Origin of the sequence: Novosphingobium aquiterrae, from assembly GCF_042434435.1 — a bacterium.
GTDB classification, from domain to species: domain Bacteria; phylum Pseudomonadota; class Alphaproteobacteria; order Sphingomonadales; family Sphingomonadaceae; genus Novosphingobium; species Novosphingobium aquiterrae.
Genome location: NZ_JBHLTL010000011.1, coordinates 33,232 through 46,727 on the forward strand (window position 1 = coordinate 33,232; position 13,496 = coordinate 46,727).

The following is a 13,496-nucleotide window of genomic DNA, read 5'->3' on the forward strand; positions in this document are numbered from 1 at the left end:
TAATCGCCTGATTAAAGGTGCGGAGAACAGGGTGATGAGCGGCAGACTCGAAGGGCGGATTGCACTAATTACCGGGGCGTCGTCCGGCTTCGGCGCGCATTTCGCGCGGCTTCTGGTGAACGAAGGCGCGCGCGTCGTGATCGGCGCGCGCCGGACTGACCGGATCGCCGCACTCGCGGCCGAACTTGGTGCGAGCGTGCATGCCGTGGCCATGGACGTCACCGACGAAGCGTCGATCATTGCCGCCTATGACGCGGCAGAGGAGCGGTTCGGAACGGTTGACTCGGTCATCGCCAATGCCGGTATCGCTGTGGCGGGACGCTCGGTCGATCTTCCGCTGGCCGATATCGCCAGCGTGGTGAACACCAATTTCGTCGGGCTCTACCTGACGGCGCGCGAGGGCGCGCGGCGGATGATCGCTGCCGGGTTCAAGGCCCACGGGCGCGGGCGGGTGGTGTTGATCGGCTCGATCACGGCCGAAATGACCGGGCAGGGCGATTCCGCTTATGCCGCCACCAAGGCCGGCGTAGCGCATTTGGGGCGGCAATTCGCGCGCGAGTGGGTCCGTCAGGGGATCAACGTCAACACGATCCAGCCTGGCTATATCCAGACCGAAGTGGCCGGTGACTGGTTCCAGACCGAAGGTGGCAAGGCGCAGATCGCAGCGTTCCATCGCAAGCGGATGTGCCCGATCGAAGCACTGGACGAACCGCTGCTGCTGTTCACGTCCGATGCCTCGGCGCATATCACCGGCTCCACGTTGACCGTTGACGACGGACAGGTGCTGTGATGGCGGTGTCTGACAGCACCCCGGTCATCATCGGTGTCGGGCAGGTGTCCGAGCGGGTCGGCGAGGCCGATTACGCCGAGCGTAGCCCGATGGATCTGGCGGGCGATGCCTTGAAGGCGGCGTTTGCCGATGCGCAGGCCAAGCGCAAGCTTGGACTTGCGCTGGACACGATTGCGGCGATCCGCCAGTTCGAGATTTCGGCAACGCGTTATTCCGCGCCGTTCGGCAATTCGAACAACACTCCGCGCTCGATCGCCAGGCGCGCCGGGGCCAATCCTGCCCGCGCGATCCTGGAAGTTGTCGGCGGGCAGGGGCCGCAGCGGCTGGTCGGCGAACTGGCGGCAGAGATCGCGGCGGGCCGTTCGAACATGGCGGCGATTGTCGGATCGGAAGCGATTTCGACAATGCGCGCATTGCTGGCGCGCGGCGAGAAGCGTGACTGGTCGGAACGGCGGCGCGGCACGCTGGAGGACCGCGGCACCGGCTATGACGGCGTGCTTGACAAGACGGCGCTGCGCCACGGCGTGGCTGCGCCGATCGCGGCCTACCCGCTGGCCGAGAATGTCCGGCGCGAGCGGCTGGGCCTGTCACTGAATGACTATCGCACCGAGATCGGCAAGCTGTTTGCGCCATTCACCGAGGTCGCCGCGCGCAATCCGCACAGCGCCGCGCCGACGATGCGCAGCGTGGAGGAACTGGCGACGCTGACCGAGCGCAACCGCCTGGTCGCCGAACCTTATGGCCGGCTGGTCGTGGCGCGCGATCAGGTCAACCAGGGCGCGGCGATCGTGCTGGCCAGCGTGGCCGAAGCACGGCGGCTCGGCGTGCCCGAGGACCGCTGGGTCTACATCCACGGCGTGGCCGATTGCGCCGAACCATCGATGCTGTCGCGCGCCGACCTGGAGAAGAGTCCGGCTGCCGTTGCTGCAATCTCAACTGCGCTTGAGGTTGCGGCATGCGACTGGGAAAAGCTAAGCCATATCGACTTTTATTCTTGCTTTGCGATCCCGGTTTTCAACTTGCTTGACGCCTTCGGTCTCGACCGCGAAGACCCGCGCGGCTGGACCTTGACCGGGGGGCTACCGTTCTTTGGCGGTGCCGGGAACAACTATTCTTCGCATGCCATTGCCGAGGCTGTTATGCGCTGTCGCGCCGCGCCTGGCAGCATCGCACTGGTCGGCGCCAACGGCGGCAACATGAGCAAATATGCGGCCGCGGTCTATTCCACCACGCCGGCGCAATGGTCAGAAAGTCGCTGGAAAAGCCTGCCCAAGATCAAGCCGGCCTTGACCGTGCTCGACAGCTACGACGGCGAGGCCGTGGCCGAGAGCTTCACCATCCAGCCGACCAAACAGGGCGAAGTCGCGACGCTGGTCGCGCGGGTCGGGGACTCGCGTGTGCTGGGCAACTCCAGCGATCCCGGCGTCATCGCCGCGCTGCGGCAAGGACCGGTCACCGGCCGCACCGCGCGGATCGAAAGCGACTTCGACGGCACCAATCGCTTCTGGTTTACCTGACCAGATCCGTCAGTGTTCCCACACTCAGCACTTGCGGCAATTGCTGCGGTGCGCCGCCTTCGGCTGGATACCACATATACAGCGGCACACCGGCCGCACCCTGCGTCGCCAGATAGCGGGTGATCGCAGGATCGCGCCGGGTCCAGTCGCCGCGCAGCACCACCACCCCTGCCTTTGTGAAGGCGGCCCGCGTCTCTTCGCGCTCGATCGCGGCGGCTTCGTTGACTTTGCAGGTCAGGCACCAGTCGGCGGTGAAGTAGAGGAACACCGGTTTGCCCTGCTCGCGCGCCTGGGCCAGTGCAGCTTCGCTGTAGGGCTGGCTGGACAGGATGCCCTGGGCTTCGCCAGCAGGAGCGCGGACCATGCCAGGCAGGCCAAGCGCGGCAAAGCCAAGCACTATTGCGACAACCAGCCACCAGCGCGCCCCTGCGCCAAGGCCGTGGCGCTGGCGCCGCCCGAGCAGCACCAGCGCCGCCAGCACGATCAGCGCGGTCAGAACGGCGGCAAGTGCAAAGGCGTTGCCGGCCACACGGCTGGCCAGCCAGACCAGCGCCAGTGCGGTCAGTCCCATCGGAACTGCCATCGCTTTGCGGAATCGCTCCATCCACGCCCCCGGGCGCGGCAAGGCGCGGCGCAGCACAGGGATGAAGGCCAGAGCCAGGAAGGGCAAGGCAAGGCCAAGACCCAGCGCAGCAAAGAGCGCAAGGGCTTGCGGCACAGGCAGAAGCAGCGCTGCCCCCATCGCCGCAGCCATGAACGGGCCGGTGCACGGCGTGGCAACGAAGGCGGCAAGCAGGCCGGTTGCGAAGGCCCCTTGGGGTGATCCGGACCGGGCAAATCCCGGTACGGCGAATTCGAACAGACCGGCCAGATTGGCCGTGATCGTCACGGCAACCAGCAATAGCGCCGCGACCACCAGCGGTTCCTGCAACTGGAACGCCCAGCCGACCTGCTCACCCGCGGCGCGCAAGGCGAGCAGCAGCACCCCCAGCGCCACGCAGGCCAGCACTACCCCTGCCGAATAGGCCAGCCCTTCGCTGCGGGCCTGGGCCGCGCTTTCGCCTGAGCGGACCAGGCTGAGCGCCTTGAGGCTGAGGATCGGGAAAACACAGGGCATCACGTTGAGCAGCAAGCCGCCAAGCAGGGCAGACAGCAGCAGGCTCCACAGCGGCGCCCCCGGCGCGCCGGCTTGCAGTGGCATGCCTCCGCTCGGAACATGTCCCGGGCTCGCCGTGATCGCCAGGCCGTCGCCCTGCGGGTTCATTCGCAAGACCGCGTTGATTGTGGTCGGAACCAATGGATCGAACTTGGCGCGGGGCAGTTCGATCAGCAGCAGGTCGCCCGCCCGGGAAAAAGTCTGCACCGCGGCATAGTCCACGCTGCGCTCGGTCGCGACGAACACGTGCGGATCGTCCAGTCTGACGCTCTGCGGCAGCGGGATGGCAAGGCGCAACCGGTCACTGCCAAGGGCAAACCGCGCCGGGCTGCCCAGCGGGGCCGGCTGCGCCGCGCGCCAGGCATCGAACCGCGGATCGCGCACGCCGGTTGCGCCGACTGTTACCGTGGTGGCCAGATCGCCGCTTTCGGGGACGCAGATCTTGTCGGTGCAGGCCAGCCAGCGGGCCTTGCCCTTGATCGGCAGCACCGTTCCGGGCCGCGCCGCTGCCGGAACAGTCAGATCCACCAGCACGGCATAGTCGTGTTCGAACACGTGGTTCATCAGCCCGGCGATCAGCAGCGTGTCGGGCACCGGATAGCGCAGCGCCCCGGCTTTGACGCCCGGTGGCAGGGACCAGTCGATTTCCATGCCAAGCCCGGCATCGCCCGGGTTCGCCCAATAGCCATGCCAGCCAGGTTCGGGCCGCATCAGCACGGCGATGGTCACGCTTTTGCCCGGCTCGACCGCGGATTCGGCAACGACTTCCGCGGCGATGTGATTGGGCGCGGCGCGGGCAATTGCCGGAGCCGATGCCAGCATCCCCGAAAGTGCCCAGAGCAGGGCCAGGACAAGGCAAAATTTGCCCTGCGCCCGCTTGCGGGACCGATGGGCGGGGGGCATAAGAGCGATCATCTAAGCCACGCCTATTGCCCACCCCTGGCCCATCCCGCAAGCGGGAGGGCGACGAGGACCGCACTTTCCATGCATCCCTTCTTCAAGCGCCACTTCGCCGCCCCCGTTGTCCTTGCCCTGATGGCCGCTTTGGCGGCCTGTGCGTCTGGCAGCGATTCCCCGCGCAGTGTGGGCATGGATCCGGCTCCCAAGGGGCCGCCCAAGCTGATCGTGGCGATCTCGGTCGATCAATTCTCTGCCGATCTGTTCGCGCAGTACCGGCCCCGTTTCACCGGCGGCCTGGCGCGGCTGGAGCAAGGCGCGGTTTTCCCCTCTGGCTTTCAGTCGCACGCCGCGACCGAAACCTGTCCCGGACACTCCACCTTGCTGACCGGCGTCCACCCGGCGCGCAGCGGGATTATCGCCAACAACTGGTTCGATCTTTCGACCCCCCGCGCCGAAAAGAAGATCTATTGCGCCGAAGATGAAAGCGACCCGGCCAGCAGCAGCCGCGAGCCGGTGGTTTCCGCCGTGCACCTCAAGGTTCCGACCCTTGGCGACCTGATGAAGGCGGCGAATCCCGCATCGCGCAACGTCGCCGTCTCGGCCAAGGACCGCGCCGTGATGATGATGGGCGGGCACAAGATCGACGCGGCCTATTGGTACCTGAAGGGCCAGTTCGTCACTTTGAAGGGCCGGGATATTTCCCCGGCCGCGGTTGCCCAGAACGCCGAACTGGCCGCGCTGATCAAGAAGGGCGCACCGGCGCTGGCGGCACCCGCCTGGTGCGCAGCCGCCGACCGCGCCGTGCCGGTGGGCAAGGGCCAAGTCGGCACCGGGCGCTTCGCGCTCGAGGCCGGAAAGCCCGATTCGCTGCGGATTTCGCCGCGCATGGATGCAGCCACGGTCGCGCTGGCGAACCGCCTGGTCGATGAACTTGACCTGGGCAAGGGCGCGGCGGCCGATGTGCTGTCGGTCAGCCTGTCGGCCACCGACTATGTCGGTCACGCGACCGGCACCGAAGGCATGGAAATGTGCATCCAGATGGCCGCGCTCGATCAGGCGATCGGTCAATTGCTGACCCATCTCGACGCCCGCGGGATCGACTATGCGGTGGTGCTTAGTGCCGATCACGGCGGGCTCGACATGCCCGAGCGCCAGCGCGAACAGGCGCTGCCCCGCGCCGTCCGTGCTGACGTCAACCTCTCGCCCCAGGCACTAGGCAAGGCGATTTCGGCGCGCACCGGGATTACGGCCGGCGACGGGCCGCTGCTCTATGCCGACGGACCGTTCGGCGATTTTTATGTCAGTCGCTCTGTGTCACCGGCGCAAAAGGGGCAGGTCGTCCAGGCGCTGGTCTCCCTTGCCCGCTCACACCCCCAGGTTGCCGCTGCCTTCACGGCGGAGGAGCTGGCGAAGACCCCGCCACCTTCGGGCAATCCGCAGGACTGGTCGCTGAAGGACCGGGCTCGCGCCTCGTTCGATCCGAACCGTTCGGGTGACGTGGTGATCCTGCTCGACCGTGCCGTCACTCCGATCCCGGAAGCTATTCCGGGGATGTATGTCGCCACCCACGGCAGCGCGTTCGACTATGACCGGCGGGTGCCGATGCTGTTCTGGCGGCGCGGTCTGCGCGGCTTCGAACAGCCGGCTCCGGTCGAAACCGTCGACATCGCTCCCAGCCTGGCCGCGCTTATCGGCCTGGCCGTGCCCGAAGGGACATTTGACGGGCGCTGCCTCGATCTGGATGGTGGCAGCGGCAACACCTGCGAGGCGCTGAAGTGAACGATACGCGCGATCTGATCATTCTGGGCGGCGGCCTCGTCGGGATGACCCTGGCGCTGGCGGCGGCACGGCAAGGGATCAGCAGCCACGTGGTCGACAAGGCCACGCCCCAACAGCTTACGGCGGAGGGCATGGATGCCCGCGCCTCGGCCATTTCCACGGCGAGCTGGAACCTGCTGTGCAACATCGGCCTGCACGAGCGGCTGGAGCCCTTGGGATGCCCGATCGAAGCGATTGCCGTTACCGACGGGATGAAGCCGGGGCGGATCGATTTCCAGCCGAAGCCCGATGAAGGTACGCTGGGCCGGATGTTCGCCAACCGCGACATCCGCATCGCGCTGTTCGAAGCGGCCCGGGCCGAACCGCTGATCGCCTGGCACAGCGGCAGCGAACCGGTCACGCGTGAACGCGGCGTGCATGGTGTAGCGGTTACGCTGAACGACAGCCGCACACTGCACGGCAACCTGCTGATCGGTGCGGAAGGACGGCAGTCGCCGACCCGTGCCGAAGCTGGCCTGGTCTCAGCCAAATGGGATTACAGCCATCGCGCGATCGTCACCGCGATTACCCACGAAAAGCCGCATGACGGGGTGGCCTGGGAAGTGTTCTATCCGGCAGGGCCGCTGGCGCTGCTGCCGCTGCTTGATCTGCCCGATGGCCGCCACCGCAGCGCCGTGGTCTGGACCTTCGACGAGAAGGACGCGAACGGCGTGATGGCGCTGCCCGATGCGGTTTTCACCGGCGAAATGGCGCAACGCCTGAAGGGTATTTTTGGCGCGATCGAACTGATTGCGCCGCGAATGGGCTATCCGCTGAACTTCCACCATGCCGGGCGGATTGTCGAACATCGTCTGGCCCTGGTCGGCGATGCGGCGCACGGAATGCATCCGATCGCCGGGCAGGGGCTCAATCTGGGCCTGCGCGATGTCGGGGTGCTGGTTGAATGCCTGGCCGAAGGCATGCGGCTGGGGCTTGAGCCGGGTGACGCCCAGGTGCTGGCTCGTTACGAACGCTGGCGCAGCGTCGACAGCCTGACGGTCATGGCGACGACCGACGCGATCGTCCGGCTGTTCGGCTTGCCCGGCAAGCTGCCCAGTGCCGTTCGGCGCGTGGGCATGGCTGCCGTGCAGCGCAGCGGCTGGCTGAAGAAGTTTTTCATGGACGAAGCCCGCGGCATGTCGGGCGACCTACCGGCCTTGCTGCGCGCCTAGAAGCTGGCTTCAGGTACTGGCAGCGGATTGGGGCCGGCGGGGCTTGGTTGCTGGACGCTTTGTCCGCTGGCTGTCTTGAGCTTGTCGGGATCGAGCAGCGCAGTGGTTTCGATCAGATCAAGCGCCTTCTGCGCTCCGGCATAGCGCCGGGCAAGACCGATCCAGTCATTTGCCTGGGCTGCACCGGGCAGGCGCGCCACTTCATCGGCAGCGGCATCGACCTGGCCCGTCCGCAGCATCAGCCGCGCCCGGTCCAGCCGGCTTTGCGGATTCGCCGATGGGGCATCATCGTGGCGGACCACGAACAGGCCCGACAATTCGCGGCGCAAGCGCTGCCAGCCGCCTTCTTCCTTTGGCGCGTTGGTCAGTTCGGCAGTCATTGCATCAAGCTGTCCGGCAAGCTGATCAAGCGTGACCGGCTGGGCCGCCGCATTAATCACCGTCTGGACGGCAGCGGGCTGGGCCGCGGAAAAGCGCAGCTTGAGCTGGTCGGCAAGATAGCCGAGCGGCGCCCCGCGCTCGACCGCGCGGCGCGCGGCAAAGGCGATCAGCAGGCCTTCAGCGCGGGCGGCATTGCCTTCGGCGGCGGCGGCCTGAAGATCGAGCCGGGCCAGGCGTTGCTCCAACGTTGCGATCCGCTGGTCGGCAGCGCCGGCGGGCAGGGCGGGAGCTGCCGTTGGTACTGAAGAAGGTGCGGCACTGGGAGAAGGTATCAGCGGGGCGGGACTGGCGCTGGGGCTGGGATCAGCGGACATGATGGCGAATCCATCGTCCTTGATCGTCACCTTGCCGTCCCATAGCAGATAACCGACCAGCGCGGCACCGCCGGCGAAAGCGAGGATTGTTGTGGCCAGCATGGCGCGCAGTGACGGGCCGCGACGCGGCGCAAGGGCAGGCTTTGTCGAATAGTAGTCTTCAGGCATGCGGGTGTCCGGCAGTTTCTGTCAGTCGCGACCTTTGGGGCCGGGGTCTTGGCACATCTGCAGGGCCAAGGCCAGCAGGGCCTTGTCGTTGGGCAGGGTGGTCACGGCCACTTCACCCCAGCCTTCTCCGGCCGCGCTGGCGATGCGCTGGCTCAGCGCGATAAGCCGCAGCAACGATCGGCGGATGCCGTGCGTGACGCATTGCGCCGCGACGTGGCGTGCCGCTTCGGCTGAGTGCAGCGCGATCATCGCCGGCTGGCGTAGCAGGGCCACCAAGTCCGGCGGCATCGGCCGTGGTACGTTGGCATAGACCACGCGCTCCTCCATGCTCACACCGCGCGGCAGGTTCAGCGGCACCCGCTCATCCCCGGCAATCCGCAGCAGGCGGCGGTGGTCTGCGTGCAGTTCGGCAAGCAGGCCCTGCATTCCGCCGTTGCCGATGGCGGCGATGGCAAAGCCGGCGTCGCGCGCGGCATGGGCAGTAGTCTCGCCCACGGCATAGACCGGCAATTCGCGCAGCGGCGCAAGCGCTCTGCCGCCGTGACGAAACGCATTGCCGCTGCCGCCCAGGATGGCGTCGAACTGGCCGGGCAGGGGGGCTTCCCAGCTTTTCGCGACAATTTCGAACAAGGGAAAGCCATGTGCCTCAAGCCGGACGGCGCGCGCCGCGGCCAGGCTGGCAGCGCAGCCGGGCTCGGGGCGGATCACGACCAGTGGCACCATCGTTCAGCCTCCTTCGGGCCCGGCGAAATGAAGACGGATCGCGGCGGACGCGCGGTTCAGCAGGTCCGCAGCCAGCGCGGCGGGTGCCGCGTGATCATCAGCGGCAAAGCGCAAGGTACCCTCGACCCGGTCGCGTCCATCCGGACTGTAGAGCGCGGCGCGCATTGTCAGGTCGCTGCCGTGGCGCTGGGTCAGCACGGCAATCGGGCTGTGGCAATTGCCCCCCAGCGCTGCCAGCAATGCCCGCTCGGCCATGACCGCCTGATGACTGGCGCAATCGTCGATCGCGGCCAGTACGGCGCGGGTCGCGGCATCATCGCGCCGGCATTCGATCGCAATCGCACCTTGGCCCGGCGCGGGCAGCCAGATGACGGGATCAAGCGGCGTGCCAACTGCCGACTGTCCCAGCCGGTTGAGTCCGGCCATCGCCAGCAGGGTGGCATCGGCCTCACCCGCGGCAAGCTTCGCCAGCCGGGTCTGGACATTGCCGCGAAAGGTCACGACCTCGCAATCGGGGCGGGCGTGCAATGCCTGCGCGGCGCGGCGCGGGGCGCTGGTGCCGATCCGCGCGCCTGGCGGCAGGTCTGCCAGCGAGGCGGCCCCGACCAGCACGTCCCGCACGTCCTCGCGTGGGAGGACAGCGGCGATGACGATCTCTTCGGGCCGATGGGTTTCAACGTCCTTGAGTGAATGGACAGCAAAGTCGATCTGCCCGTCCAGCAGCCAGGCATCAAGCTCCTTGGTCCACAATGCCTTGCCGCCGATCTCGGCCAGCGGACGGTCCAGCACCTTGTCGCCGCTGGCGGTGACCGGGACGATTTCTACCTTTGTACCGGGATGTGCCGTGATCAGCCGGTCGCGGGCCTCCTGAGCTTGGGCCATGGCAAGCGGGGAGCGGCGGGTGCCAAGCTTTAGGGGACGGTCGGTCATGCCAGCTTGTGCTAGCCCGCAATGGCACTAAGGAAAAGACACCATGGGGCTGGTTTTAGGCATTGAATCGTCCTGCGACGAAACGGCGGCGGCGCTGGTCGACGGTGACCGGCGTATCATTGCCCAGCGCATCGCCTCGCAGGACGATGCGCACCGACCCTATGGCGGGGTTGTTCCAGAAATCGCGGCGCGCGCCCATTCCGAACGGTTGACCCCGCTGATCGCTGCGACTCTGGCCGATGCCGGCCTGGCCTTGCGCGATGTCGATGCCGTGGCGGCAACTGCCGGACCGGGCCTGATCGGCGGGGTGATGGTCGGCCTGGTCACGGCCAAGGCACTGGCCATGGCCGCCGACAAGCCGCTGATCGCGATCAATCACCTGGAAGGCCACGCGCTTTCCCCGCGGTTGGCCGATCCGACATTGCGTTTTCCCTATCTGCTGCTGCTGGTGTCGGGGGGGCATTGCCAGATCTTGCGGGTCGACGGGGTCGGACGCTATCGCCGCCTGGCCACGACGATCGACGATGCCCTGGGCGAGGCCTTCGACAAGACGGCAAAGATCCTGGGTCTGGGCTTTCCTGGGGGCCCGGCGGTGGAACGGATTGCCGCCACCGGCGATGCCGCGAAGTTGAAGCTGCCCCGCCCGCTGCTGGGCAGCGCCGAGCCGCATTTTTCTTTCGCCGGCCTGAAAAGCGCCGTGCTGCGGGCCCACGACGCCAATATCCATGCGCCTGCCGATATTGCCGCATCCTTCCAGCAGGCCGCGATCGATTGCGTGATCGATCGTACCCACCGCGCGCTGGCAGATGCTGATGGCGTAATGGCACTGGTCGTGGCCGGCGGCGTTGCCGCAAACCGTTCGGTGCGGGCGGCGCTTGAAGCGCTGGCGGCACAGCACGGCTTGCCTTTCGTCGCCCCGCCGCTGGCGCTGTGCACCGATAACGCCGCGATGATCGCCTGGGCCGGGATCGAGCGGCTGGCATTGCCCGGTTTCGTTCCCGATCCGCTCGACCTTGCGGCGCGTCCGCGCTGGCCGCTCGATCCCGCTGCGGCTCCGGTGCGCGGCGCTGGGGTCAAGGCATGACAGGCCGCACGATTGGCGTGATCGGAGCCGGGGCCTGGGGCACGGCGCTGGCGCAAAGTCTGGCCAGCGACGGCACGGATCTCGTGCTGTGGGCGCGCGAGGCGGAGCTGGTCGAAGAGATCAATGCGCAGCGCACCAACGGCCTGTTCCTGCCCGGCGCAATTCTTGCCCCGACCATTCGCGCGACCGCCACGCTCGCCGATCTGGCCGAGCTGCCGGTCCTGCTGGTGGTCACTCCGGCGCAACACTTGGCCCGCGTCCTGGCCGACCTGCCCCCCGGTCAGCGCGATCTGGTGCTCTGCGCCAAAGGGATCGAGGCCGGGACCGGGCGACTGATGGCCGACGTCGCGGCTCAGGCCGCACCTGGCGCGAAGATCGCAGTACTTTCGGGACCAACCTTCGCGCATGAAGTCGCCGCGGGCCTTCCAACCGCGGTGACCCTGGCCTGCAGCGACGGCGAAACCCAGTGGGCGCGCCTCGCCCCGGCAATTTCCCGACCCGCGCTGCGCCCGTACTATTCCGACGACGTCATCGGTGCCGAAATCGGCGGCGCGGTGAAGAACGTCCTCGCTATCGCCTGCGGGGTAGTCGAGGGGCTGAGGCTGGGGCAGAACGCTCGCGCTGCCCTGATCGCGCGTGGTTTCGCAGAAATGACCCGGTTTGGCCTGGCCCGCGGAGCGCAGGCGGAAACTTTGGCGGGTCTGTGCGGTTTGGGTGATCTCGTGCTGACCTGCTCTTCCACTTCAAGCCGCAACTTCTCGCTGGGCAAGGCGCTGGGCGAAGGGATGAGTGCAGCCGAAGCACTGGCCGGGAAGAATAGCGTGGCCGAAGGCGCGCATACCGCCCCCGTCCTCGATGCCCTCGCGCATCGCGAAGGCGTCGCCATGCCGATTGTCGCCGCAGTGTGCCGCCTGCTAAAAGGTGAGGCGCCGGCGCAGGCCGTGGTCGCGCAGCTGCTGTCGCGGCCGCTCAAGGCCGAAGGGGAGGCGGTTTGAGCGAGGATCCCACCGCCACCGAACGCCAGCAGCAGGACATCCAGGCGCTGGCAAAGGGCGGCCGGACCAACTTCCTCGGCTTTCTGCTGCGGCTGGCGGCGCGGCTGCCGTTCCTGTTCATCGCGGGACGGCTCTATGGCGCGGAATCGCTGGGGCGTTTTGCCCTGGCGCTGGTGGTGGTCGAACTTTCTGCGCAGTTGTGCACACTGGGGCAGAAGCGCGGGCTGGCGATGCGGCTCAGCCAGGAGCGCGAACATCCGGCCAATGCCGTCGCCGATGCCATGCTGCTGGGCGGATCGCTGGCCGCGCTGGTCAGCGTGGTCATTTACCTGTTCCCCGACGTCATGTTCAACGGCGCCTATACCCAGGCCGAACGGCTGGTCGTGCTGTCGATCGTGCCGCTGACACTGACCGAAATCGCACTGGCCGCACAGGCTTACCGGTTCGACATCGCCACCTCGGTCCGGGCCCGCGCACTGGTTGAGCCGTGGACCCTGTCGATCATGTCGGGGTTGCTGTTTTTCGTCTATCGCCAGGCCGGTCTGCTGATTGCCTACAACCTGTCGGTGATCGCGGCGTCTGTCACGGCGCTGTGGCCAATGGTCCGAACCTATGGTCTGCCGCATCAGTGGAAACCGCGGCCGCTGCAGATCGGTCAGCTGGCGATTGCCAACCTGCCGCTGGCAGCCGCCGATGCGATCGAATGGGGGACGCGGCGTTTCGACATCTACATCCTGGGCTTCTTCGCCGGCGACAAGGCGGTGGGCGTTTACTACGTCGCCCAGCAGATCGCCTCGCTCCCGCAGAAGCTCAAGACCAGCTTTGAACCGATCCTCGGGCCGGTGATTACCCGCAACCTCAAGGAAAACAACTACGCCGCGATCGCCAGCCAGGTCTGTCAGGTGGGCTTCTGGATCACTGCCGCGCAGGCCGGGGTGGCGCTGGCGCTGGGCATCCCGGGCGAGGGCGTAATGGGTCTGGTCGGGCCGCTGTTCGTTGGCGGCACCGGGGCGCTGTGCTTCCTGCTGGCCGCAGAAGTTTCGGCGGCGACCGCGGTGGTCAGCGAAGCGGTGCTGATCTATGTCGCGCGGCTGCAAAATCTGTGGGTTTCGCTGGCCACGCTGGCGCTGCAGGCGGCGGCGACGATCGGGCTGATCAAGCTGGTCGAGGCCTTCGGGCTGAACGACAATTTCAAGGCGGCGATGGCCGGCGCCGGTCTGATGGTCGCGCTGGCGATGGCCAGCTGGGTCAAGTCGCGACTGCTGGCGCGGATACTGCAGCAGTCGGTCAACAACTGGCGCTGGCCGCTGGTCTGGGCCGCTGCCCCGGCCGTGGTGATCGGCTGGCTCGCCACCGAATTTCTGCCCGAATGGGCCGAGCTGGGCTTTGGCATCCCGGCGATCCTCTTGGCTTATGGCTGGGTCATCTGGCACAAGGGCTTTGGCCCCGAAGACCGCGTGCTGTTCCGCCGCAATGTCGGGGCGTGAC

11 protein-coding genes are annotated in these 13,496 nt (G+C 67.2%); 7 read left to right on the top strand and 4 right to left on the bottom strand.

From position 1 onward, the window contains the following. The first annotated feature begins 34 nt into the window (after positions 1 to 34). Both ACFFF7_RS13615 and ACFFF7_RS13620 read left to right on the top strand, forming a co-directional pair. Entirely contained in the window at positions 35 to 790 is a 756-nt protein-coding gene (locus tag ACFFF7_RS13615) for an SDR family NAD(P)-dependent oxidoreductase (protein WP_379481900.1), read from the top strand. 5 nt (positions 791 to 795) lie between these two features. Continuing rightward, on the top strand, positions 796 to 2,307 hold the full coding sequence (locus tag ACFFF7_RS13620; RefSeq protein WP_379481901.1) for an acetyl-CoA acetyltransferase: 1,512 nt from the start codon (positions 796 to 798) through the stop codon (positions 2,305 to 2,307). On the opposite strand, the gene ACFFF7_RS13625 is transcribed toward ACFFF7_RS13620, so the two are convergent. Then, positions 2,300 to 4,285 (bottom strand): protein-disulfide reductase DsbD family protein, encoded by a 1,986-nt coding sequence (locus tag ACFFF7_RS13625; protein WP_379481902.1) that lies wholly within the window; start codon positions 4,283 to 4,285, stop codon positions 2,300 to 2,302. The genes ACFFF7_RS13620 and ACFFF7_RS13625 overlap by 8 nt on opposite strands. A 162-nt stretch (positions 4,286 to 4,447) precedes the next feature. On the opposite strand from ACFFF7_RS13625, the gene ACFFF7_RS13630 reads away from it, so the two are divergent. Together ACFFF7_RS13630 and ACFFF7_RS13635 are read left to right on the top strand one after the other, a co-directional pair. Then, positions 4,448 to 6,142, top strand: a complete 1,695-nt coding sequence (locus ACFFF7_RS13630; protein ID WP_379481903.1) for an alkaline phosphatase family protein — start codon at positions 4,448 to 4,450, stop codon at positions 6,140 to 6,142. Continuing rightward, positions 6,139 to 7,353 (top strand): FAD-dependent monooxygenase, encoded by a 1,215-nt coding sequence (locus ACFFF7_RS13635; RefSeq protein ID WP_379481904.1) that lies wholly within the window; start codon positions 6,139 to 6,141, stop codon positions 7,351 to 7,353. Before ACFFF7_RS13630 ends, ACFFF7_RS13635 begins: the two co-directional genes overlap by 4 nt. On the opposite strand, the gene ACFFF7_RS13640 is transcribed toward ACFFF7_RS13635, so the two are convergent. The 3 genes from ACFFF7_RS13640 to hemC are packed head-to-tail and all read right to left on the bottom strand — an operon-like array spanning position 7,350 to position 9,929. Continuing rightward, positions 7,350 to 8,276 carry a hypothetical protein gene (locus tag ACFFF7_RS13640; protein WP_379481905.1) on the bottom strand — a complete coding sequence of 309 codons (927 nt, stop codon included), beginning with the start codon at positions 8,274 to 8,276 and terminating at the stop codon, positions 7,350 to 7,352. The genes ACFFF7_RS13635 and ACFFF7_RS13640 overlap by 4 nt on opposite strands. A 21-nt stretch (positions 8,277 to 8,297) precedes the next feature. Then, entirely contained in the window at positions 8,298 to 8,999 is a 702-nt protein-coding gene (locus ACFFF7_RS13645) for a uroporphyrinogen-III synthase (protein WP_379481906.1), read from the bottom strand. Positions 9,000 to 9,002: 3 nt separating this feature from the next. Then, complete coding sequence (hemC, locus tag ACFFF7_RS13650) at positions 9,003 to 9,929, bottom strand: hydroxymethylbilane synthase (RefSeq protein WP_379481907.1); 927 nt, start codon at positions 9,927 to 9,929, stop codon at positions 9,003 to 9,005. A 43-nt stretch (positions 9,930 to 9,972) separates the two neighbouring features. Here hemC and tsaD point away from each other — a divergent pair, with 43 nt between their 5' ends. Genes tsaD through ACFFF7_RS13665 form a run of 3 tightly spaced genes read left to right on the top strand, consistent with a single transcriptional unit; the run spans position 9,973 to position 13,495 of the window. Then, a complete protein-coding gene (tsaD, locus tag ACFFF7_RS13655; RefSeq protein WP_379481908.1) occupies positions 9,973 to 11,013 on the top strand; it encodes a tRNA (adenosine(37)-N6)-threonylcarbamoyltransferase complex transferase subunit TsaD in 1,041 nt (346 codons plus the stop codon). Then, complete coding sequence (locus tag ACFFF7_RS13660; protein ID WP_379481909.1) at positions 11,010 to 12,008, top strand: NAD(P)H-dependent glycerol-3-phosphate dehydrogenase; 999 nt, start codon at positions 11,010 to 11,012, stop codon at positions 12,006 to 12,008. Before tsaD ends, ACFFF7_RS13660 begins: the two co-directional genes overlap by 4 nt. Next, positions 12,005 to 13,495: a lipopolysaccharide biosynthesis protein gene (locus tag ACFFF7_RS13665; protein ID WP_379481910.1), complete on the top strand. Its 1,491-nt coding sequence runs from the start codon at positions 12,005 to 12,007 to the stop codon at positions 13,493 to 13,495. The genes ACFFF7_RS13660 and ACFFF7_RS13665 overlap by 4 nt, the downstream gene beginning before the upstream one ends. Position 13,496: the final 1 nt, after the last annotated feature.

Coding starts and splice junctions, on each gene's coding strand:
- ACFFF7_RS13660 (WP_379481909.1), top strand. CDS start 11,010: ATGACAGGCCGCACGATTGGCGTGATCGGAGCCGGGGCCTGGGGCACG.
- ACFFF7_RS13630 (WP_379481903.1), top strand. CDS start 4,448: ATGCATCCCTTCTTCAAGCGCCACTTCGCCGCCCCCGTTGTCCTTGCC.
- hemC (WP_379481907.1), bottom strand. CDS start 9,929: ATGACCGACCGTCCCCTAAAGCTTGGCACCCGCCGCTCCCCGCTTGCC.
- ACFFF7_RS13615 (WP_379481900.1), top strand. CDS start 35: ATGAGCGGCAGACTCGAAGGGCGGATTGCACTAATTACCGGGGCGTCG.
- ACFFF7_RS13640 (WP_379481905.1), bottom strand. CDS start 8,276: ATGCCTGAAGACTACTATTCGACAAAGCCTGCCCTTGCGCCGCGTCGC.
- tsaD (WP_379481908.1), top strand. CDS start 9,973: ATGGGGCTGGTTTTAGGCATTGAATCGTCCTGCGACGAAACGGCGGCG.
- ACFFF7_RS13625 (WP_379481902.1), bottom strand. CDS start 4,285: ATGCTGGCATCGGCTCCGGCAATTGCCCGCGCCGCGCCCAATCACATC.
- ACFFF7_RS13645 (WP_379481906.1), bottom strand. CDS start 8,999: ATGGTGCCACTGGTCGTGATCCGCCCCGAGCCCGGCTGCGCTGCCAGC.